This is a genomic window from Bacillus sp. NPDC094106 (assembly GCF_044764345.1).
Lineage (GTDB): Bacteria > Bacillota > Bacilli > Bacillales > Bacillaceae_G > Bacillus_A.
Genome location: NZ_JBIWHY010000015.1, coordinates 95,726 through 117,559, shown reverse-complemented (window position 1 = coordinate 117,559; position 21,834 = coordinate 95,726). Strand labels below are relative to the sequence as shown.

Here is a 21,834-nt window from a genome sequence, read left to right as displayed (position 1 = left end):
ATTTTGTGGAAATTATCATTAGGGATTAATATTTTCATTATTTTACCGAATAAAAAAGGAATCTATTTTGGATTTCTTTTTTTATTACCACTACTAAAGGGAAAAAAGGTAGCGGTTATTCTTTTTCTTTTTTGGTATCCTAAAGAAGAAGTTATTGATGGTTGTAGATTTATTTCAGAAGTCGTGTCTATGAAGTTATTTTTCGGTGAATATGTAGCCAAACCAAAAGAACCTAGGATCATTTTTTTGATTCTAGGTTCTTTTGGTTTGGCAGATTTTAAGATTGCTCTATTTATAATGATGAATGATAAAGTTTTTCAGTGTATGAAGGGGATTTTTGTGTAAAAAACACCTATCAAATTCCATTAGGTAAGGTATATTTTACTCTTTTCTCCTTTGTTCATCTCTGCACACCATGTTTGGCATGTAGATGAACAAAGGAGAGTGGTGTTATCTATATCGTGCAATTGATGGAGAGGGGTATACTTTGGATATTCAACTTCGTAAAACACGTGATCATCAAGCAGCTTATATGTTTGTGAAATGATTAGTGAAAACATTTAGAGAACCAACGGTTCTTACAACAGACAAGGCACCAGCTTTGCTTTGTGCATTCAAAAAACTGAAAAAGAACGGCTTTTATAGATGTACGAAACATTGTACCGTCAAACATCTCAATAACCTGATTGAACAGGATCATAGACACGTAAAACGACGTTTTGTCAAATCTTCGGGATTTCAAAGCATCCGTCATGCTTCACGTATCATAAAAGGAATTGAAACGATTCAGGATTTATATAAACAAAAAAGAAGTTTGCAGCAACCAAACTTCTTTTTTTTCGACGTACAATGAATTACAGCAATTATTCAGAACTGCTTAAACTATAACTATATTTTGCAAGCGGGTCTATGTTTTTTCAAACTTTGCAACAGAACCCATGTACTTAAGGCAGTTCTTCTAACAATTCTTCATACGTTGTCTTGTAGAAGTGAAACAACTCTTTCTGTTTTAATTCTTGAACCATATGATTTATTACCTGAGTTGACACTGGCTGTGAAAATCTTGCAGCAATGGCTGATAATTCTATTCTCTCAGAGTAGTAGCAAATATAGGCCAGGTCATATTCTTTGAATCTCTTCATAAGAACTCCTTTTTTATGATCTCATTGAAACTTTTCCTCTGTATTTTTTGTATTTTGAACTTTATTTTGGGATTTCTGTTGTTTCTTTTTCGGTGTTTAACCTTCTTTGTATTGCTTCTATTATTTTATGGACCTTGTAGGACTTGAACCTTCGGCAGGACGGTTATGAGCCGTCTGCTCTAGCTCTAATCAGCTGAGCTAAAGGTCCGTGAATGGGACTGTAACATGATATGCAAAGAGCAGACACTCTTTCGAGTGTCTGCTCTTGTGCGACTTGATTAAGAAGTCTTAACTTACGCTACAATGACATAATGCCTATACAAAATAAAATACCTTCTTGAAAACTATATCATTCTGTGGATAGCACAAACCACTGTATTTTTTACCTTTATCAAAAGAAGAAAATATGGTGTTGATAAACTTCGCTTTATGAGAAAATAAAAATATGAACTAATGTTCTTTGGAGGGGGATTTGTATGGTGGCAATTTTAGTGAGGGGAATTCAGGAAAAGATGTATTAATTTGTTCCTTATAATCTTGTTTCCATGCGAATACTGGCGATACACAAGCCCTCTCCTTTTTTAACAGATGTATTTTCAATTTCTATGTAAATGCCTTATACGTGTATCTCTAGATTGGTAGGAAGCCAAGTTATTTTCATCTACTTTTGCTTGTTTTTTGGTACTATCCCCTCAAACTAAATTTCCTAAGAGGTGAATCCATGAAAAAACAACATGTAAAAATAGGCGATGGTTTGGGTATTTTATAAAACTCATGGTACTGACATTACTTGTATCGTCCATCCCAATGAATGAATTGGGATGGACGAGCCCCCTGTTTACGCCGTCTCCAAATTCAGAACAAACTTCACAAGTGGAGGAGAAAGAGGAAAAGCGATTGCCTGACCCACATCCGATTCAGATAAAGAAACAGAGGGGAAATGTCCAGGAGAATCCGACTGAGGTTGTGGAAGAGAAAATGGAAACTGAAAAAGTTTTCAATAATAATGATAGTACTTTTACGAAAAAGGTATATACAGAACCGATTCATACAGAGAAAGATGGGAAATTAGAAGAGGTTTCTCCTGACTTAGTAGAAGCACCAAATGAGAAAATTGTGATGGAAAACATATAAAATGTCATGATAGCATCAGGAATATATAACCTTTTCATTCTAGAAAACAAAAAAACTACTAGTTGTTATATCGTAAAGAGAGAAAGGAAATAAATATGTTTATAAAAAAAGTAATAGTCCAGAGCATACTCATTCCTATTTTGTTTCTGGCACTTATCATACCTGCGTCAAGCACAGAAGCAGCAGAACAACAAACCCAACATAAAAAGCGCGAACTACGTGCCGTCTGGATTGCAACTGTGTTTAATATAGATTGGCCAGTGAAAGGTGCAAGCGCTGACGAACAAAAGAAACAGTTTATTAATATCTTAGATGATGTTAAATCCATGGGAATGAATGCTGTTGTTGTGCAAGTAAGGCCAACTAGCGATGCATTTTACCCATCAAAATATAGCCCATGGTCGGAGTATTTAACAGGTACACAAGGAAAAGACCCAGGCTATGACCCACTAGCATTCATGGTAGAAGAAGCGCATAAGCGCAACTTAGAATTCCACGCATGGTTGAATCCATATCGCATTACAACAAGTCACCAAGATGTAAATAAACTAGCTGCAAATCACCCTGCTAAACAAAACCCTGATTGGGTTGTTAAGCACGGTAAGCAACTACTCTATAACCCTGGTATCCCAGCTGTTAGAGACTATATCAAAAATACCACTCTCGAAATTGTCCAAAACTATGATGTAGACGCAATTCATATGGATGATTATTTCTACCCATACTCAGATGCGAAAAATTTCAATGATGCAACAGCTTACGAAACATACGGAGAAGGTAAAAATAAAGACGATTGGAGACGCGAGAACGTAAACACACTCGTACGCGATTTATCGACAAGTATTAAACAAACAAAATCTTACGTAAAATTCGGAATTAGCCCATTCGGTATTTGGAGAAATCAACAGAATGACATACAAGGTTCCGCGACAAAGGGCTTATCCGCTTATGACGCGATTTATGCGGATTCACGATTATGGTTGCATAAAGAATGGGTGGACTATTTAACACCACAAGTTTATTGGAGCATTGGCCATAAAGCCGCAAACTATGACGTACTAACAAAATGGTGGAACAACGAAGCACAAGGAAAGAACGCACACCTATACATTGGACAAGCTGCTTACAAGATTAATAACGATTCGGACAAGGCCTGGGAGAATCCGGCTGAGACGAACAATCAATTGGCTCTTAACTCAACACTTTCAAATATAAAAGGAAGTATCTTCTTTAGTTACACGGATTTGAAAAAAAATAAACTAGGTATTAAAGAACAACTACGAGCAAATGCTTACAAATATTCAGCATTAGTTCCAACTATGCCTTGGTTAGATAATTCTGCACCAAGTAATCCTTCTGAAATTTCTGTGACAGACGGCTCTAATGGCGCAACAATTTCATGGAATAACAATGCTGGTAATGACGTAGCCTATTTCGTTGTCTATCGTTTTAACAAAGGACAACAAATCGACGGAAACAGCTCATCTGCGATTGTCACAACGATTCGCAACAACGGTTCAAAGGCACAATCATATGTAGACAGGGCAGTAACGAACAGTAGTGACTACACATACGCAATTTCAGCAGTAGACCGCCTTCATAACGAAAGTGACATAGTTCCGGTTTCTACGCCTGAACCTAAGCCTGGGCCAAAAACGAAATTTAAAGATGTACCTACTAACCACTGGGCTTTGACTTATATTAATTTTCTAGCTGAAAAGAAAATTATTTCAGGCTTCCCAGACGGGACATTCAAACCAGAAGACGGACTCACTCGTGTACAAGCCATTTTGATGATTTTGAACGAAAAAGGCATTAAAGATTTATCGAATGTATCCAATCCTAATTTTATCGACGTAAATCCTAGTACTTATTGGTACAAAGAAATTGCAAAAGCAGTTGAATTAGGTATTGTTAAAGGCAAAGTAAACGACAATGGCCAAAAATATTTCGATCCAAATGGCGTGTTAACCCGTGCTGAAATGGCAACTATTTTAACTAGTAACTATAATTTAAAAGGGACACACAGCGAAGAATTTTCAGATGTTCCAAAAGGTTATTGGGCACATTCGTACATTCAATCATTAGCTAAAAATGGTATTGTGGTTGGATATGGTAATGGAATGTTCGGACCAGAGGATCCGTTAACACGAGAACAGTTTGCGACTATGATGGCGAGAACGATAAATGAGAAATTACGTTAGCATTTTAACGCCAAATATATTTTGAATAAAAAAGGTTCTTCACCGAAAGGCGTGGTTGGAATCTTAATGCGAGATCTTTAATAACAAGTGGTGATTGGTTCTGTTGCAAAGTTTCCTAAGCGAAGTTAACATATAAGAAAAACGACAGTAGTAGCCGACGGCTACTACTGTCGTTTTTCTTTAAGTTATCGAGATGTATCTGAAATCCTGAAGGAACGTGGTGTATCAATTCATCCAACAACCATCATGCGTTGGGTTCATGAATATGGTAATCTCATCTATCAGATCTGGAAAAAGAAAAACAAATCTACACGGTCATCTTGGCATTTGGATGAAACCTATATCAAAGTGAAAGGAGAATGGCGATATCTTTATCGTGCGATTGATAAAGATGGCTACACATTGGATATTCAACTTCGTAAAAAACGAGACGTCAAGGCTGCTTATACCTTTATGAAACGATTAGTGAAAACATTTGGAGAACCAACGGTTCTTACAACAGATAAAGCACCAGCGCTACTTTGTGCATTTAAAAGGTTAAAGAAAAATGGATTTTATAAACGTACAAATCATTGCACTATCAAACATTTTAATAATCTGATATAACAAGATCATAGACATGTAAAACGGCGTTTTGTCAAATTCGCAGGATTTCAAAATCTTCGCCATGCTTCACGTACTTTGAAAGGAATCGAAACCATTCATGCCTTATATAAACAAAAACGAAGTTGGCAACAACCAAACTTCGTTTTTTCGACGTACAATGAATTACAGCAATTATTCGTAACTGCCTAAACTGTAACCACATTTTGTAAACAGCTCTATGTTTTTTAAAACTTTGCAACAGAAATGAATTTTTTTGAGTTGTAGATTATTTATATGTAGGAGGAATGTTTTGTACGGGAAAAGTGAAGAAATCGATGAAACTCTACATTGTGGAATTTATATTTTAAATATATAATTAAATTTGTGTAAGGATGAAAAGGTACCAGGTAAAAGGGATTTTCATTCTTAACACAAACTATTTAGTATTTGAGGTGCATCAAATGGCAAAATATCGAGAACAAACAATTGAAAATATTTTAGAAGCTGCAAAAAAAAAATTTGGAGAACATGGGTATGAAGGTACTAGTATACAGGAGATTGCAAAGGAAGCAAAAGTAAATGTTGCTATGGCTTCATATTATTTTAACGGGAAAGAAAATCTCTATTATGAGGTCTTTAAAAAATATGGTCTTTCTCAAGAGTTACCCAATTTTTTAGAGGTAAATCAATTTAATCCTTTAGATGCCCTTAGAGATTTTTTGACGGCTCTCATTACACATACAAAGCAACATCCGGAGATTGGAACGTTATCGTATCACGAGATTATTAAACAAAGTCCAAGATTAGAAATGATTAAGCCATATATAATAGGAATTTTTGAACAATTGAGAGACATTTTAATAGAGGGGAAAAAACAAGGAGTTTTTTATTTTTTTTCTGTAAACCATACAATACATTGGATAACGTCCATGGTTTTAGTTCCAAAATTAAAAAAATTCATTGGTTCTATTGATCCTATTGAGTCTACTGATGTATATGAGGATTGGACAATAGAAGATATAATTAATAGCATCATATTAGCACTAACAAGTATTAAAAAAATGTAGAATGTTGGACGGGTATTCTCTTGAGTAGGTGTGAGTCTGAAAATCTTATGATGACCTTTTATAAATCGAAAAGAATATGGTTAGACAATTTGGATCTTTAAATAACTATTATGAAATCAGTTCTGTTACAAAGTTTTTGCAGTTTAGATGACTTGGCTAAAAATTTTCAATCTTTTTGCAACAGTGATTAATTTATGCAATTTATCCTATGCAAAAAACTTTTTGTTTATATAGGGCATGAGTGGTTTCTATTCTTCTTATTGTACGAGAAGAATAGTGAAGATGCTGAAGACCTGGAAAAACGATGTTTTACATGTCAATGATCTTATTCCATTAGGTTTCATCTAAATGCCAGGATAAACACGTCGTTTTATTTTTCTTCTTTCAAATTTGATAAGTCAGATTGTCATATTCATGAAACTAGCGCATGATGGTTGTTGGATGAACCACAATCATGCGTTTCTTCAGTATTTCAGATGCATCGCGATAGCTTACGGCTACAAAAATAATATCTTTCTTGAATGGTTTTCCTTTAGAGTACCCAGTTGTTAGTTTCTTTATTCTTTTTTTCTAAAGTGTAATTTAATTTTTGCAACAGAACCAAACAGACTCTAGAACTTGTTTAAAGAAGGGGAGGCTAACTAATTGGATTTATATAGTGAGATTAACTAATTTTTAAATTTCATTTCATCGTTACGATATTTTGATAGTTCGAAAGAGTATCATTCCGTATAGAATGTATGGAATGATTTTTATTTCCATTTTCAAATTGTTCGTTCTTTATTATTTTCTTTTAGATATACAAGATAAATGACAGATTTTTCAGAGGAATAATTCCCCTTGAAATAATTAAGTTATATATGGAATTTTTCCAATTATCATGTTAATAGTTTTTTGCTTTCTTCTTATACATCCAACTTTAATAGTAACAGCCACTACTAATTAAATACTTAATATAAAAGGTTAAATTAGCCATGTCCTTAGTGACATATTTATAAACTAACTATCCCAAGAAATACTTCTAATATTATATTTTCTTTAAATACATAGTATCTATACATCCACTATCCCACAACCCCTAAAACTCCCTTTGGAAACGGACTTTTTATCATTTTTCGATTTCTTCTATATAGTTTTATCTTTTTCCGACAGAAGCCTATGTTTTTTGTATAATAAAGAAACCATACAAGAAAGCGAGGTGCAATTCATGTTAATCAATAAGGCGTATAAATTTCGTATCTACTCAAATCAAGAACAACAAGTCTTAATTGTGAAAACTATTGGTTGTAGTCGTTTTTTATTTAATATTTTCATGTCCTAAAGTTTGCATAAGATGATACGTTTACCACCTTTAAAATAAACCGCACCCTAATTGGGATTTTTGTGATGCAAGAAATATACGTTATCTAAAAATAAAAATAGAATTTCTATTTTTAAGGAGGAAGCGTAAGTATTTTTATTATATAAAAGGTATTATGACTTTATCTATCCTTTTTTATCACATATTGAGGAATAATTTTTCTTTTTGGAGATATTTAAATTCACTAGGTTGATGGATGTGTGGTAATCCCCTATAATAAAAAATACTCCGTTACAAAGCGAAACAAAAGAAGAAATTAATAGTGAAGTTGTAAAAAAATATTACGACCGACACAACAAAAAGGGAATTTGTAAATTAGCGATTTTTATTAGTCCTTTTTTTATATACCTAAATATGTAATCCACAGCTTAACATCTGCTCTGTACCCTTCAGCCATCACTCGAACGATTTGAGCAATATGTGTTAAACCATAAACAACCCACGTTGAAATCCATTTTTCACCTTCACTACATCAAATACAGGGGGGACGTCAATTCAAGATGTAGTTCAGAGTCAATGGGGGATTTAAGTTTGTTTATGTTCTGATTCTCAATTGTTTTAAATTCAAACAATTCCTGTTCAATAGATTCTTGAGATTTATTATTTAACACTCTATTCTATAGCAATTTCCTTTTGAAAAAATCTTACCTCCAAAATAAAAAGCATCCCAATGGATGCGACTTTAAACTAACGTTTTATGTTGTTTTTAATAAAATTCGAATAAATATTTATATAGACTGAATGATAAATATAGAAAACCCTCTATTTTCTACGGTTGTTATTCACTTTCCTAACTATGAAAATGCATTTTATTAAATTTGGCGTGCTGATTTTCAGTTGAAAATTATACATGGATTAAATAGATACTTTGGAAGTAAGTATCATTATTTATGATAAATCCATAAAATTTTGAAGCGATAAAAAGCTATCTTATTTAAGGCGGATTCTTTCTTATTTTTAAAATTTTATGGACTCAATTAATAATAAAAGAAATAGGATTGCACGAAATAACCTATAAAGTATCCCGAAAGGTAAAGGTTTTGGAACGTTTAAAAATAGAAAAGTACGTTTTTGATAAACACAAAAAGAGTAATCGTTTTATTTTCTTTTTTTTAATTTGATAAGTTAGGTTGCCATATTCATGAAACTAGCGCATGATGGTTGTTGGATGAACCGTAATTCCACGTTCGTTTAGTATTTCAAGTATATCGTGATAATTTAAAGAAAAGCAAAGTAGGAAACGACTACCAAGAAACTATTTTTCTTGAACTGTTTTTCTTTAAAATATCTCAGTTGTTAGTCTTCTCGTCCTTTTTTCTAGAGTGTAGTTTAATTTAGAAAAAGTTACAGTAGAACCATATAATTAGTGTAACAACGCTTCAATTTCCTTGAAATCTCGTTCTTGAAGTATTGTAGATACACAAACAAGTGGTTTTGAGTCAACATAAAGAGGAACTGTAGTAACAATAAAATCAATATCCATATGCTTCGCATTTTCTTCTAAATCAGAACCGTACACCTCATCTTCAATCTTCAATTTCTTCCCAAATCTTTTTATCAATACACTTTTCATATATGATTTCCAACTTGCTCCTGCATCTGTAATTAGTAACGCACGTTTATGTTCCATATGATTCTGTACCTGTTTAGCGATTATGCGCATAGTTACTTTTGCTATTTCTTCTTCAGGGATAGGATCCAGACGGAGTGTCTCACCCCATGTGTTAAATGCTTTTTCGACTAAACGAAATGTTGTATTATACTGTTCCTTTATATAGGTAGTCGTACTTTTTTTAGGTCGCTTTAGATTAGACATAAATTTCAATTTATAGACTAATCGTCTACTGTATTCAATCATCCCATAAATAAATTCATCGTCAGTCGCTAATTCTATTCCTACCGTTTGTTCTAATAAATGTATAAAACGATTAACAGGAAGATAAGCAATTATTTTTCCTTCTTTATAATGCATGAGTTCTTCCTTTCTAGACTTTTCTGGATCGTTTACTTTATATCTAGCTATTTTGATTGCGATTACGAAAAGAACTCTCTCTTCAATTGTCCGAAGTATATCTTCTTCAAATGGTTCCTTCTCACACATTTCGAATATTTTTTTATAATATAGAGATGATACATTACCTTTAATAATTTTTTCATCTAACTTAAAGTGATATCCTTGTTTTTTTCGTTTCAGAACAATGGCCATAAAAAGGATTAATCTTCGTCTATCACTGATGAAGAGTGTAATACCTAACTTTTCTTCGACATAGGAAATATATTGTTCAAATACTTCTTTCTTATAGTTTGTAAACGGCCATTCCTCTCCCACAAATGCTTCTAAATACAGGTCAGAAAACATGATTAGAACTTGTAATTCATCTCCTACTATTCTTAAAGGTCTCTTCTCAAGAGATAACCCAAACTTCCCTATATGATTTTCAACCCTTTTCAATACTTTATTCATTAACGACAGCGGGACATATAACTTTTCTGAAAGCGATGTAATGGTATTGAAATCCTCTTCTAATAATTGTTGAATGGTAAGAAATGTGAGAGATTGTTTGAAAAATTTAGAAGTAATTTCAGAAATGGATTGATGGGGTGCTAAATATAGCTTGATACCTTGTCCCTTCATGGAACAGATCATAGAGTTTGGTGATAGGACATCATTAATAATAGCTATATCTTTTCGAATTGTTTTATTAGAACATTTCAGTTTCTGTTCGAGCTCCAAAATAGTAAACCATCTTTTTTCCTTACCTAATATTTTCAATATACCGATTTTACGATTAACATCTCTTTCCATTGTATACCTCCTTAATTTGATAAATTATCTTTGTTTAATTATGGACCTTTTGGAAATCATTTATATTTCGGTGGCTGCTTGTGCGAAGTTACCAATAAATGCGGTACCCGCAACTACTAAAATGGTCAATACATAGTTAAGGCTGCAATTTTTTAATCAAATGCAGTCACCCTCCAATTAATGATAAATGTACAAATAACATTAAATCATGAAAGAAAAGAATAAACAAGTATTTTAAATTTGTATTTTAAATAAACATTTGCACTATAATCAAGGTGTTTATAGTGCAAATGTTTATTTAATTTAGACGAATATATTCTATTTGGATGGAAATTAAAATCATAAAAAAAGCACTTGAAAAAAATATTGTATGTAAATATAATGAGTGCAGCGAGAAGATGGATCTTTTTATTTTGCACACCCAGAAATTAAATGTATATTTAAAAGTATAATTTGTATTTATTTATTTGAATGGAGTTGATATTGTGATAAAAAAATATATTATAATAGGGGCAATAGGAACAGGGATTGTAGGAACAAGCTTATCGGGTTTAGAGATAACACAGACAAAAGCTGCTACTAATGAAATTGAAAAAATAGATAATTCATTTCAAGAAAAAAAATTAAATTTAACTGGTTATGTAGTAGGTATTCATAAAAATAGTAAAAGAATAGAAGTAGTTGATGTTGAAACAAAAGAAGAAGCTATAGAATTTTCGGATAAACGGAAAGATTTTATCAATTTAGTAAGTCAAAATAAATTTTTATTATTTGAAAATAAAGCAAATCAAAAATATAAAGTAGGTGAGCAGATAAGAGTTTCTGCTAATAAAACAGAAAAAATAGGTCCCTTTTTAACAAATGCAATTGATCCAGTTGTAACAAAATTAACTGATGAAAACTAAAGACACTAGTAAGAATTAAGCAGCATAGACAATTTTTTGACTTGATTAAGTCTGTGACAATTTCCCAAACAACAACTAACAAATATTTTGCTTCTGTTCGTGATGGAATGTTAATGGTGGCGGTAAGCGGTACAGCTGTACGTGTATAAATATAAGGTATAAAAACGAAAAAGAATATTTTATCTTTTTCCGACAGAAGACGCCTTCCTTTTATAAAGGGGAATTTTTAGAGTTCTAAATTTATATCCTTTTATTAAGAGACAAAAGGATATCTATGGAACCTTGGAATATCAAGTTTAAAAAGATATGTTAAATCTTTAAGAATTATTTATATTTTTTAAAAGCGGCATGTTAATATGGCTGTGGGTACATGCGATATCTTTAAGGTAAATGCTCAGCTCAATTTGGAAAAGAGTTCTTTAATCTTATTTTGTAATATAATGGCGGGAGAGGAGTGCATATCTTTTTATTGTTACCTTGATGGTTTTAATCCAAAAGAATGGTGTAATTAAATATTCGCTACCCTAAAAGAGCATTTCACGAATTAAGGAATGTGGATACAAAAGCTATGAGAAAAAAGAGGTGTGAACTTATTACATACTAACAACATCGCTGAAAAGTATATTCTAATACCATCGAAATGGTCTGATGTTTTTTCTCTTGTCAAGGGAACTTTTTGTTGTATTGTAAAATTAAAATTTATGAGATTATATAAGAGACAGGATGATTATTGATATTTTTTTCAATTTCCCCTACCTGTCCTTACACTCTTTTCCCTCGTTAGATATAGCGAGGGGTTTTTTTATTAATTATATTTTCTTTCATGCAATTCGCTTTAGAAGACGTAAGGAAAGTAAAAATGAATGGTTCACTATAGTGAAAAGTGAAAAGCAGGTGAAAGAAGTATTAACATGTCGTTTTATTAATAATGGGGAAAATGTCCTACTTTTAGGTCCGCCAGGAGTTGGGAAAACACATTTATCAATTGCATTTTCAAGCGAAGCTATCATGAAAGGTTATACAGCACTTTTTCTACGGGCCGATGATTCTATTAATGAGTGTAAGGCCCATACCAAGGAACTATTGAACCGAGTAATCAAACGTTGGAGCCGTCCAGATCTTCTTATCATTGACGAACTAGGCTATTTTCCCTTTGATGAATTAAGTGCCAATATTTTCTTTCAAATCATTTCAAAGCGATATGAACAAGGAGGCGCACTCATTGTAACTTCAAATCAATCTTTTATAGAATGGTAAGAAGAACTTTAAAATTAACTTTTTGGAAAAGTATTCTGAGGAATCTTCAAAACAACATGGAATCAACAAATTTGATGGTCCAGTTACTTTAGAGGATTTCAAAAAAATCCCTAAATCAATATTGGGCGATTGGTATAAAGGAGAATAAATTATATGAAATTGAGTAAAGTAACAATCTTAGGGCTTATATTCGTAATATTTATTAGTTTAGTAGCTTGCAGTGAGTACAAAAAAAATAATAACAAAGCTGAAGGGCGAGACGAAAATAAAGTTGATAAAAAATCTGATTTACCTATTTCTAATCCCAATGATTGGCGAATTATCTTAGTAAATAGAGATCATATTTTATCAGAGGAACTAAATATAGAATTAGCAAGTATTACTAAAAATGCACATCAAAACATGAAAATTGATAGACGAATCTCAAGTGATTACCAAGATATGGTTACAGCCGCAAACAAAGAAGGGATTAACCTGTACTTACGATCAAGCTATCGTACAATAAAGTTACAAAAATCTTATTATAATGCATCTGTAAATTTATATAAATCCCAGGGTTTTTCAAATGAAGGCGTAGTTAGGAAAGTATTGGAGTACGTTCAGTATCCTGGTGCAAGTGAACATCATACCGGACTGGCTTTGGATATTATTTCAGTGGAATGGCAAAAAAATGTGGAGGAATTGATTGATCGTTTTGATACAACTGATGCTTTCAGATGGCTAGATAAACATGCAGCAAATTATGGATTTATTCTTCGTTACCCAAAAGGTAAAGAGAAGATTACTGGTATTAAATATGAACCATGGCATTATCGTTATGTAGGTAAAGAAGTTGCAATTTATCTAAAAGAAAAAAATCTAACCTTAGAAGAATATTGTTCAAAAGTAAATGATTATGTATCTAAAGCAGTTAGTAACGATTTTGAAAGAAAAAAGTGAATGATATTTATATTGTAGCGGCTTAGTAAAGAGATATGGAATTTCAGTATAAAAAGATTAATGGATTTTGTCTTTATAGGAGATTTCTTTCATACTGTTGAAAAACAATCTAGTCAATAGACAAAAACTAAAAATTCCGATAAACTCTCCTCGTGAATGAAATGAAGCGAGGAGAGTTTTTATGTATGTTACATATTCCATGAAAAAAGTTGAAGCAAATCGAAAGTACTATGAAATGATGTATGATGCTTCGCATCATTTAGTAAAAATAGATCAAGTAATGGATTGGGATTTTGTGGCAAGGCAGTTAGAAGTATTCTATCCTCATCGTATTGGTCGCCAAACGAGAGATCCAATTATGTTAATAAAAAAATTATTGATTCAATATTTAGAGGGTTTTTGTTCGGTTCGTTTTACATGTAATCAGGTAAAACAGAATGCGACATATCGTTGGTTTTTAGGCATTTCTCCAAAAGAGAAAGTTCCAGATCACTCAACTATCTCGAAGTTTCTTTCGCAGCGTTTACGAAACACGACGTTTTGGGAGGAGCTTTTTCAGCATTGTCTTCGCTTGATTCATCAAGAAGGGTTTATTGCGAACGAAACATGGGTGGCGGATGAAATCGAATTAAAAGCGAATGCAAATAAACGTATCCGCGAAATCTTGATAGAGGAGAAAGTAATAGAAGAAAACGATAAAGATTTAGCGATTATTAATGATCACCGTTTACGTCGTGGAAAAAACCTCTACCAGCGAAGCGTTCAAAAATAGAAGAAAAACAGACAAATATTAGTTCAGTAGATCCTGACGCACGTCTATCTGTCAAACACGACCAACGAGGACGATTTGCCTATTTTGAACATCGAGTAGTCGATTCATTTCATAATTTTATCATTGCCACAGATATCACCGCTGCGAATGTTCCAGGACATCGCAAGTTAATTGAACAAATTGAATGGTTAAAACAATTATTTGGAAAGTATGCGGGAGAAATCGCCCTTGATTCAGGATACTACAACGCCTACCTCGCGCGCAGGCTATTTCACCGTCACTTCTTTGTCTATATATCTTATCGCCGATTCACGACAAAAGAACATCCGAAGTGTCGTCGCTATCACTTTAAACAAGTAAATGAGGACCTCTATGCCTGTCCTTGCGGTGTACCATTTTATTATAAAACAACAAATCGTCAAGGTTATCATGAATTCAAGCTACTTAAAGAGAGCTGTCAGGCCTGTCCATTTGCGAACAAAGAAAATCAAGATCGTGTATTACGAATTTCGATTCATCAAGAAATTTATGATCACTTAAGAGAGCGGCGCTTGTCTATGAGAGGGAAAATTCCCCGTTCTGTTCGTCCATCTACGGTGGAACTGAGTTTCGCACATAGTAAAGAACTCCACGGTTTGCGCTATGCACGATACCGTGGAGTTCAAAAAGTTAAAGCACAAGCTTTGATGACGGCCATCATACAAAACTTAAAAAAGTGGATCAAACTTCGCTCACTTAAGCGAGTTGGTTTACACCTAACACATCAAATTATAGAAGAAACTCCTTTATAAAACAAATAGAAATCAATAAATGCCAAAAAAATTGACATTTTCTTTGACATAATCTTTTTTCACTTTGTTGATTTTTTGACTTGATGATCTTTTCCCCATTCACACATTTCATTCATAATTTGAATTAAAGATTTTCCGTATTCACTTATTGTGTACTCAACTCTTGGTGGAACTTCTTGATATACAGTACGATGGATAATTCCATCAGCTTCAAGTTGTCGCAGCTGTTGCGTCAGAACTTTTTGTGTAATATCTGGGATCGCACGTTTCAGTTCGTGTGTCCTCTTCGTTCCATTCATAAGAATGCATAAAATACTACTCTTCCATTTTCCTCCGAGGACTTCAAGAGTAGTAGCAATAGGAAAGTTATGATTCATCTTCATATGACACCTCCATAGGTACTTTCAGGTTCCTATAGCACCTAAAAGTACGTACTTTTCAATTATATGTAACTAATACTAAAGGATTTCATTTTTCATAAGGGAGAAGATAATTGATGAAAACACTTGTAATTGTAGCACATCCTAATATTGAAGAGTCACGGATTAATAAAAGATGGGTAGAAGAATTAAAAAAGTATTCTGATGAGATAACAGTGCATGAATTGTATAAAGCAGCTCCTAATTGGGAATTTGATATTGAGTATGAGCAAAGGCTATTATTAGAACACGATCGTTACATATTTCAGTTTCCGTTCTATTGGTATAGTTCACCACCATTACTAAAGAAGTGGTTTGATGATGTGCTGACGTACGGTTTTGTGTATGGTTCTACAGGAGATAAAGTGCGTAATAAAGAATTTGGTTTGGCGATTTCTATAGGGGGATTAGAAACGCAGTATAAAGATGGGCTTACAATGAACGAACTAACAAAGCCATTTCAGGCAACTTGTCTATATACAGGGATGAAGTTCATACCAACATTTATGTTGTATGGAGCAGAGTATCAACTAAAGGATGAAGATATCGAGAGAAGTGCAGACCAGTATGTTAAATATATTATGAATAAAAGTAATCTTTATATATGATTTAAAAATATCCCGATCCTTACTATGTAAAATTAAAGACAAGTGAATGTATGTATTTATTAAGATAATACTAACTTGTCTTTAATGTCACACATAATATAAAAATTAGTACATCACTTATATATTAGTGGTGTACTTTTTTAATTATTAGACCACTTAAATGACCTCATTTACTACTACAACAAAGTTATAGAAAATCATGGAAATGCTACAACATTTTGTGCTACATTAAAAACAAGAACATACATTCCGAGAACTTATATTCTATAGTAGGTGGTGTGGGTATTGAAAGAATACACTGTTAAAGAAGTTGCTAACCTCCTAGACAAGCATGAAGAAACTATTAAACGTTGGATCCGTTCGGGTAAATTACCTAACTCTTACAGAAATAGTGACAAAGAAGGTTGGAGGATTGTTGAATCGGATTTACTAAACCTAAACAAAACGATTCCAGTTAACAAACATGAACAAGATAATAATGAAGTGAAATTGGAGGCTGATGAACCAGAGTTAGTTAAATTAGCTTACCAGGCCGTTACTCTTACTTCTCCTACTGATGAAATTTTATCTGTTTTATCTGTTGTTGGAATCAAAAGAACTTTAGAAATACTGCTAATTATGCAGCAATCCACTACCAAAGTTAAAAACCCTGACGGGTTCATTCGAAAGGCGATACGGGAAAATTGGACACCAACTTCTACTCCAATTAAATTAGCCAGGAGAGAAAGAAGTAAAGGGGTTTACGATTTAACACCACAAGAATTTGAAGAAAGATTCGGTAGAGAGAAAACACAAACATCTCCAAAGATCCCTTACTATAATTGGCTTGAAGAATAACGAAGAGAAAGGAAAAGTTTCTCCATGTCTAAATACTCGTATTTTTATTGCCCTGAGGGGATTGAAAGTCGTTTTGAACTGTTGGTATTTGATAATCAAAACCAACCATTTCTCCCTTTAACAGAGCATTATCATGATTGTATTGGAAGAATTGATAAAAGTTCAGCTCTTTCGTATGTTCAATGCCTTCTTCCCTTTTTTACATGGTTAGATCAATTTAGTAACTATCAAGGAAAAAAGGTTAAATGGGATGATTCGCCTGACATTATACGAATAGCCATTGAAGATCACCTTATGAATGAAATGGCCTGTAAGGTTAGAGAAAATGATACATTCCGTTTTGTGAATCGAACAAATAAAAGTCCGAATACAGTTAATCGTTTCCTTTCTGCATTAAAGTCATTCTATAAGTCTCTTATTCGATTAAAGCAATATAATCATTCAAACCCTTTAATAGATTCATATGCGATTTTAAATGATTATAAGGGGCATACCGAAGGTGTCAGGAATGACAAGCCACGTATGCCATCAGAAGCAGGAACAGAGGATGCTACACAACACAGAAGGTTAACGGATTCGTATTTCAAATTAATTAATGAAGAATGGCAACCTGAAATCATTGGTGATATTCACCTTCCCTATCAAGTTTATCAAGCAGGTAAAAAAGTGAATTGGTCATTAAGAGAAGTAGTGATTGCTCGTATGCTATTTGAAACAGGAGCGAGAGCATCAGAAGTGATTGGATTGACGATTGGAGATTATCGATCACGTAAATCACTTCAAGAGGCTAGTACATTTAATAAAGGAAGCCATGAAAAAAGGGTTAAATTTTTACGGTTTAGTAAAGATTCAGTTAAACTACTTATGCAATACATCAATAAAGAACGTAAGCAATTTGACGAGTTACAACGTAAATTTGATGATTTACCGGATGAAGCTCCTATGTTCCTTACGGAACTTGGAACACCTTTATCCTATCCAGCCTGGTATTACCATTGGGACAATGCAATGAAGGAATGTGAGATAAAGTTAAATCCACATAAGACAAGACATTGGTTTGTTACGTCAAGATTACGTGAAATCTATAATACTTCTAAAACAGAAGCTGAAATCCAGCAAAAGAAAAAGGAACTCATTAAATATATTAAATGGAAAGATGAAAAAACCATTGAGGTATATGAGCATTACTTTGACGAAGAAAGCCATCGTAAAGCCCATGATGGAATGATGGAGAGTATGGCACAAAAAGAAAAAGAATACATGGAGCAAAAGAAAAACAAACCTAAGAAGAAATCTAACTTAACAGTTATTAAAAATAGCTTTGATGGTATTGAGATAGATGATGAAATTCAAGAATTATTTGATGGATTGGAGTGATTACACTGACCGTATTAACTGCTAAGCCAGAATCCCCATTTTATGTACAATTATCGGGTATAGTTGATGAACAAATTCTCCATTTGCAAGACGCAAGAGGAAAATTTCTTTTAGATAAGGTTCATGAAAGTAATATGAATTACTATTTTCGTAATGCAGCAGAAAAGCCTTGGAATAATCATTTATTACTTTCTATTTTAGTTTATGCCGATCATAATGCAGATGTAAGAACCATTAGTAGATTTTCTTCCACAATCCATCCAAGATTAATTGATATATTTGGTGTTTTCAAGTTTAAAAAAATGTCAGAGTTTGAAGTTGAAATTCATATGTATGATTACTTAAAAGGTTCCTATTATCAAGAACATTCGGATAGTAAGAGAAAAGAGTTATTAAACTCGTATACAGCTGTTTGTTATAAAAAAAAGAAATGGATAACAACAAAATTAAACAGTGCCCAGCAGTCTTATTTTGAGCAATTCTTATTCCCTATGCCATCTTACGATTCAAGTGATTTCTCTTTTTCTAAATCAGCTAAGGAACAGTCTCAAAACACTCGAAAGAGTGAAACAGATGTAATTGTGCCTTTACTCCCTCAAATAAGAGCTGAAGGACATTTCAGATGGAATCAGATAAACCGACTAAGACAAGCCTTCGTTTGTTTTGAATCACCAAGGACATTACACTGCTTCATCGTTGAAATCAGCCTACAAATGTACTGGTGTTTATTCAGAGGAAAACAATCAATACCTTGTTGAATTTATAAAAGCGGAGCGATTAGTTGATGATGAAGAAGCCGAAGGTCTTTGGTTTATGGAACTCTTTGAAAAAGGTGTTATTGGTATATGGTACCAAAATGCAAGTGATGAAGAAATACAACATAAACGAGAGTTGTTATATTCATGGGGATATGGTGACGAAGGTTTAAAAGAAAATCCACGACCATTTGATTCAGAACATAGAGGAATAATTTTACCAAGTAGATTTGTTTCTCTCAACAAAAATATAGCAAAAGGAACTTTGTTGGATGTAGAACCGTTGTATGCATCAGTAACCTTCGGTTTATTAGCTGTAGACATTTTCACTACAACTGGTGCAAGACTAAATGAATTATTGCAGATTAGTAATACTAGGGAATGTATTCGAAAAGTTAAAGTTGATGACAAATTGAAATTTTCCTTTTACGCTATTCCAAAAGGTCGAGATAAAGTAGAACCCTTTTATATTAGCGAACAAACGATGAAGTTAATTCAATTGGTAGCAAAACTTTTAAAGGAGCATTATGGTACTGATAAAATACCAAGTGTTATTTATCGCGGGGATCGAAGTCACCTATTTCCTGAACCTAAACCATATTTCTTTCAGTATCATGAAAGAAGTTTTAAACAAAAGACGATTTCTGCAATTATTAGATTTTTACTTCATGGATTAATCTTTGAATCACAGGAAGGCAAATCTGTTGTAATTAAAAGTCATTTACTGCGGCATGCGTTCGCTACCGAAGCAGTTCAGCGACAAAATTTACCTATCGACATTGTAGCGAAAATACTGCATCAAAGAGATATAGAGGTTACAGGTTATTATTCAGAACCTACACCAAGCCAAGTTGCTCAATCTATGAGTGATTTACATGATGTTATCTCGGATTATGTAGACTTAGATGAGGCTGTTTTACGAAGTGGTGAAGAACTTGTAAATGAACTAGAAGAATACAAACAAAAAGTTGGAGTATTTAATAATGTGTTAGGTGGAGCCTGTACTACGAACTTTGTATGTCCTACTAAAATGCAATGTTTGGGATGTCAAGCCAAAGTACCACAACCTGAAAAGAAGCATGAATTAGAAGAAGTAATAGAATTATCAAAAGACATGGAAAAACGCTTTACCTCAATGAACTTGCCATTAGAAGTTAAGAAAGCAAAGGCAATGCGAAAACATGCTCGGAATGAGTTAAAAGAGATTGAACTCATTGAGAAATATAGGGAGGAACAAAAGTATGAGCCACACATTCAATTCAATAAATGATAGACCGTGGCTAAAAGAAAGTCATCAAAAACGTAGTAATCGTTCTGTTGAGATTGGAAAACAAGCAATTGATTTATTAGTAAAGAAAGGTGAACCTGTAACATATACAAATGTAGCTGATATTTCAAAAGAAATTGATCCCGAAGGGAAAGGAATACATCCGAATACCATTAGGACAAATGAACAATTGTATGACTATTATAAACAACATAGTTTAACATATAAGCAGAAAGAGAATAGCAAAAATATCAAACCTACCCTCAACACTGATATGGATATAGATTTTCGTAAATTAAAACCCAATCGAAGTATTGAGAATGCACAAAGAAAATACATGAAGTTGTCAAAAAAGGAATTGACACAACGGCTGATCCTTGCGGAACATTACATTGCAGAAAATAATTCAAAATGGGTGGCTAATTATTTTGAAATGTTTAAGTAGGTGATACACAGTAAGTATCACCCTTCATTCTTCAACTAACGAAGCAGTTTAACGCAAGAAGGTTTACAGGAAAAAATATACAACAAATAGAAATACTTAAAATAACAAACTAAGTGAGGAGATAATACTACTTTGAACATTTTAACTCTGATTTTAAGTTATTTAATAGGCTCAATTTCATTTGCTTTAATAGTTGGTAAAATGTTTTATAAGAAAGATATTCGTGATTATGGTAGTGGAAATCTTGGAGCAACTAATGCTTATAGAGTGTTGGGTATAAAAGCAGGAGTAATTGTTGCAATTGCTGATATATTAAAAGGTACACTTGCTTGTTTACTTCCACTAATACTTAGTTCTACGATTAACCCTATTGCTTGTGGTTTATTGGCTATATTAGGACACATATTTTCTGTATTTGCTAATTTTAAAGGTGGAAAAGCTGTTGCGACAGCAACGGGAGTTTTTTTATTTTTGACACCTTTAGGTGTTTTGGTTGGTTTTTTTGTGTTTGTACTAACTTTGTTATTTACTAAGTATGTATCACTAAGTTCAATGTTGGCTGGTATAACATTATTTATTTACAGTCTAATATTTGAAGATAAAGTTATCATAGGACTTTCTCTACTAATAAGCGTATCAATAATCATTCTTCATCGACAAAATATAAAGAGAATTCTAAACGGAACAGAGAGCAAAATAGTCTAAAAGTTTTGATTATTTTCGTTAAGCTAACGGGCGTTAGTTGAACAATAAACAACATTATTGTTGTGGTAAACGAGGTCATTTGTAGTACAAAAAAGGATAGATGAATACAGGTATTTTAGTCCTGTTCATTTATCCTCTCTTTTTTCACATAAAATGTGTGACATTATATTCGGTTGTTTAATTCTAAATGACTTTAAATATTTTCTTGACTTTTAATAAAATTTATAGGTATCGGGATATTTTTATTTAATGAATAATTGTTATCAAATTTGACTTTGAGTAAACTACAACAATTTTTACAAAAACGAGCAGAGCAATCAGCAAGTATGGAAGCACTTGTTGGAGGAGAAAAAAGATATTCATTTACTAAATTTTGTATTTTATATAAAATAATAAAGAATATTTAAATAATAAATGACGACAGTTGATTTAGAATAGGATTTATGTGGGGAAGTACCT

Annotated in this window: 17 protein-coding genes, 1 tRNA gene and 7 pseudogenes; 20 read left to right on the top strand and 5 right to left on the bottom strand. The window is 32.9% G+C overall.

Going from position 1 to position 21,834, the window contains the following annotated elements:
- Positions 1-3 precede the first annotated feature (3 nt).
- Together ACIQ7L_RS20705 and ACIQ7L_RS20700 are read left to right on the top strand one after the other, a co-directional pair.
- The gene (locus ACIQ7L_RS20705) at positions 4-345 is read left to right on the top strand and encodes a hypothetical protein (protein WP_400571286.1); all 342 of its coding nucleotides are present in this window, start codon (positions 4-6) and stop codon (positions 343-345) included.
- A gap of 91 nt (positions 346-436) precedes the next feature.
- A pseudogene (locus ACIQ7L_RS20700) lies at positions 437-881 on the top strand (IS6 family transposase); the annotation flags it as partial.
- Positions 882-944: 63 nt separating this feature from the next.
- Here ACIQ7L_RS20700 and ACIQ7L_RS20695 read toward each other — a convergent pair.
- Both ACIQ7L_RS20695 and ACIQ7L_RS20690 read right to left on the bottom strand, forming a co-directional pair.
- The gene (locus ACIQ7L_RS20695) at positions 945-1,142 is read right to left on the bottom strand and encodes a hypothetical protein (RefSeq protein ID WP_400571285.1); all 198 of its coding nucleotides are present in this window, start codon (positions 1,140-1,142) and stop codon (positions 945-947) included.
- A 128-nt stretch (positions 1,143-1,270) separates the two neighbouring features.
- Positions 1,271-1,350: transfer RNA gene (locus tag ACIQ7L_RS20690), tRNA-Ile, on the bottom strand.
- A 566-nt stretch (positions 1,351-1,916) separates the two neighbouring features.
- On the opposite strand from ACIQ7L_RS20690, the pseudogene ACIQ7L_RS20685 reads away from it, so the two are divergent.
- The 5 genes and pseudogenes from ACIQ7L_RS20685 to ACIQ7L_RS20665 all read left to right on the top strand — a co-directional run.
- A pseudogene (locus ACIQ7L_RS20685) lies at positions 1,917-2,270 on the top strand (hypothetical protein); the annotation flags it as partial.
- Positions 2,271-2,371: 101 nt separating this feature from the next.
- Positions 2,372-4,480, top strand: a complete 2,109-nt coding sequence (locus ACIQ7L_RS20680; protein ID WP_400571284.1) for a family 10 glycosylhydrolase — start codon at positions 2,372-2,374, stop codon at positions 4,478-4,480.
- Positions 4,481-4,612: 132 nt separating this feature from the next.
- Positions 4,613-5,275: pseudogene (locus ACIQ7L_RS20675) on the top strand (IS6 family transposase).
- Between the two features lie 251 nt (positions 5,276-5,526).
- Positions 5,527-6,132: a TetR/AcrR family transcriptional regulator gene (locus ACIQ7L_RS20670; protein ID WP_400571283.1), complete on the top strand. Its 606-nt coding sequence runs from the start codon at positions 5,527-5,529 to the stop codon at positions 6,130-6,132.
- A gap of 1,207 nt (positions 6,133-7,339) precedes the next feature.
- Positions 7,340-7,450: pseudogene (locus tag ACIQ7L_RS20665) on the top strand (helix-turn-helix domain-containing protein); the annotation flags it as partial.
- A 1,096-nt stretch (positions 7,451-8,546) separates the two neighbouring features.
- On the opposite strand, the pseudogene ACIQ7L_RS28190 reads toward ACIQ7L_RS20665, so the two are convergent.
- Positions 8,547-8,785: pseudogene (locus ACIQ7L_RS28190) on the bottom strand (IS6 family transposase); the annotation flags it as partial.
- 70 nt (positions 8,786-8,855) lie between these two features.
- Positions 8,856-10,298, bottom strand: a complete 1,443-nt coding sequence (locus ACIQ7L_RS20655) for a BglG family transcription antiterminator (protein WP_400571282.1) — start codon at positions 10,296-10,298, stop codon at positions 8,856-8,858.
- Positions 10,299-10,783: 485 nt separating this feature from the next.
- On the opposite strand from ACIQ7L_RS20655, the gene ACIQ7L_RS20650 reads away from it, so the two are divergent.
- The 6 genes and pseudogenes from ACIQ7L_RS20650 (at position 10,784) to ACIQ7L_RS20625 (ending at position 14,962) form a co-directional block, all read left to right on the top strand.
- A complete protein-coding gene (locus tag ACIQ7L_RS20650; protein WP_400571281.1) occupies positions 10,784-11,203 on the top strand; it encodes a DUF3221 domain-containing protein in 420 nt (139 codons plus the stop codon).
- A pseudogene (locus tag ACIQ7L_RS20645) lies at positions 11,197-11,301 on the top strand (RNA-guided endonuclease InsQ/TnpB family protein); the annotation flags it as partial. The gene ACIQ7L_RS20650 and the pseudogene ACIQ7L_RS20645, both read left to right, overlap by 7 nt.
- A gap of 784 nt (positions 11,302-12,085) precedes the next feature.
- A pseudogene (locus ACIQ7L_RS20640) lies at positions 12,086-12,457 on the top strand (ATP-binding protein); the annotation flags it as partial.
- Between the two features lie 156 nt (positions 12,458-12,613).
- Entirely contained in the window at positions 12,614-13,399 is a 786-nt protein-coding gene (locus ACIQ7L_RS20635; protein WP_400571280.1) for a M15 family metallopeptidase, read from the top strand.
- A 181-nt stretch (positions 13,400-13,580) separates the two neighbouring features.
- The gene (locus tag ACIQ7L_RS20630; RefSeq protein ID WP_400571279.1) at positions 13,581-14,171 is read left to right on the top strand and encodes a transposase; all 591 of its coding nucleotides are present in this window, start codon (positions 13,581-13,583) and stop codon (positions 14,169-14,171) included.
- Positions 14,168-14,962, top strand: a complete 795-nt coding sequence (locus tag ACIQ7L_RS20625) for a transposase (RefSeq protein ID WP_400571310.1) — start codon at positions 14,168-14,170, stop codon at positions 14,960-14,962. Before ACIQ7L_RS20630 ends, ACIQ7L_RS20625 begins: the two co-directional genes overlap by 4 nt.
- A gap of 59 nt (positions 14,963-15,021) precedes the next feature.
- On the opposite strand, the gene ACIQ7L_RS20620 is transcribed toward ACIQ7L_RS20625, so the two are convergent.
- On the bottom strand, positions 15,022-15,345 hold the full coding sequence (locus ACIQ7L_RS20620) for a winged helix-turn-helix transcriptional regulator (protein ID WP_400571278.1): 324 nt from the start codon (positions 15,343-15,345) through the stop codon (positions 15,022-15,024).
- Between the two features lie 113 nt (positions 15,346-15,458).
- Between ACIQ7L_RS20620 and ACIQ7L_RS20615 the strand changes: the two genes are divergently transcribed.
- The 7 genes from ACIQ7L_RS20615 to plsY all read left to right on the top strand — a co-directional run bounded on the left by ACIQ7L_RS20615 (position 15,459) and on the right by plsY (position 21,375).
- Complete coding sequence (locus tag ACIQ7L_RS20615; RefSeq protein ID WP_400571277.1) at positions 15,459-15,989, top strand: NAD(P)H-dependent oxidoreductase; 531 nt, start codon at positions 15,459-15,461, stop codon at positions 15,987-15,989.
- 285 nt (positions 15,990-16,274) lie between these two features.
- On the top strand, positions 16,275-16,826 hold the full coding sequence (locus tag ACIQ7L_RS20610; RefSeq protein WP_400571276.1) for a helix-turn-helix domain-containing protein: 552 nt from the start codon (positions 16,275-16,277) through the stop codon (positions 16,824-16,826).
- A 24-nt stretch (positions 16,827-16,850) separates the two neighbouring features.
- Positions 16,851-18,203 carry a tyrosine-type recombinase/integrase gene (locus ACIQ7L_RS20605; protein ID WP_400571275.1) on the top strand — a complete coding sequence of 451 codons (1,353 nt, stop codon included), beginning with the start codon at positions 16,851-16,853 and terminating at the stop codon, positions 18,201-18,203.
- Positions 18,200-18,961, top strand: a complete 762-nt coding sequence (locus tag ACIQ7L_RS20600; protein ID WP_400571274.1) for a hypothetical protein — start codon at positions 18,200-18,202, stop codon at positions 18,959-18,961. The genes ACIQ7L_RS20605 and ACIQ7L_RS20600 overlap by 4 nt, the downstream gene beginning before the upstream one ends.
- Complete coding sequence (locus tag ACIQ7L_RS20595; RefSeq protein ID WP_400571273.1) at positions 18,900-20,228, top strand: site-specific integrase; 1,329 nt, start codon at positions 18,900-18,902, stop codon at positions 20,226-20,228. The genes ACIQ7L_RS20600 and ACIQ7L_RS20595 overlap by 62 nt, the downstream gene beginning before the upstream one ends.
- Positions 20,200-20,670 carry a hypothetical protein gene (locus ACIQ7L_RS20590; RefSeq protein ID WP_400571272.1) on the top strand — a complete coding sequence of 157 codons (471 nt, stop codon included), beginning with the start codon at positions 20,200-20,202 and terminating at the stop codon, positions 20,668-20,670. The genes ACIQ7L_RS20595 and ACIQ7L_RS20590 overlap by 29 nt, the downstream gene beginning before the upstream one ends.
- Before the next feature lie 132 nt (positions 20,671-20,802).
- Positions 20,803-21,375: a glycerol-3-phosphate 1-O-acyltransferase PlsY gene (gene plsY, locus ACIQ7L_RS20585; RefSeq protein WP_400571271.1), complete on the top strand. Its 573-nt coding sequence runs from the start codon at positions 20,803-20,805 to the stop codon at positions 21,373-21,375.
- Positions 21,376-21,834: the final 459 nt, after the last annotated feature.

What these genes read in the sequence shown, in the direction of transcription:
- ACIQ7L_RS20695 (WP_400571285.1), bottom strand. Translation starts at nt 1,142, where the DNA reads ATGAAGAGATTCAAAGAATATGACCTGGCCTATATTTGCTACTACTCT.
- ACIQ7L_RS20680 (WP_400571284.1), top strand. Translation starts at nt 2,372, where the DNA reads ATGTTTATAAAAAAAGTAATAGTCCAGAGCATACTCATTCCTATTTTG.
- ACIQ7L_RS20670 (WP_400571283.1), top strand. Translation starts at nt 5,527, where the DNA reads ATGGCAAAATATCGAGAACAAACAATTGAAAATATTTTAGAAGCTGCA.
- ACIQ7L_RS20655 (WP_400571282.1), bottom strand. Translation starts at nt 10,298, where the DNA reads ATGGAAAGAGATGTTAATCGTAAAATCGGTATATTGAAAATATTAGGT.
- ACIQ7L_RS20635 (WP_400571280.1), top strand. Translation starts at nt 12,614, where the DNA reads ATGAAATTGAGTAAAGTAACAATCTTAGGGCTTATATTCGTAATATTT.
- ACIQ7L_RS20630 (WP_400571279.1), top strand. Translation starts at nt 13,581, where the DNA reads ATGTATGTTACATATTCCATGAAAAAAGTTGAAGCAAATCGAAAGTAC.
- ACIQ7L_RS20620 (WP_400571278.1), bottom strand. Translation starts at nt 15,345, where the DNA reads ATGAAGATGAATCATAACTTTCCTATTGCTACTACTCTTGAAGTCCTC.
- ACIQ7L_RS20615 (WP_400571277.1), top strand. Translation starts at nt 15,459, where the DNA reads ATGAAAACACTTGTAATTGTAGCACATCCTAATATTGAAGAGTCACGG.
- ACIQ7L_RS20605 (WP_400571275.1), top strand. Translation starts at nt 16,851, where the DNA reads ATGTCTAAATACTCGTATTTTTATTGCCCTGAGGGGATTGAAAGTCGT.
- ACIQ7L_RS20590 (WP_400571272.1), top strand. Translation starts at nt 20,200, where the DNA reads ATGAGCCACACATTCAATTCAATAAATGATAGACCGTGGCTAAAAGAA.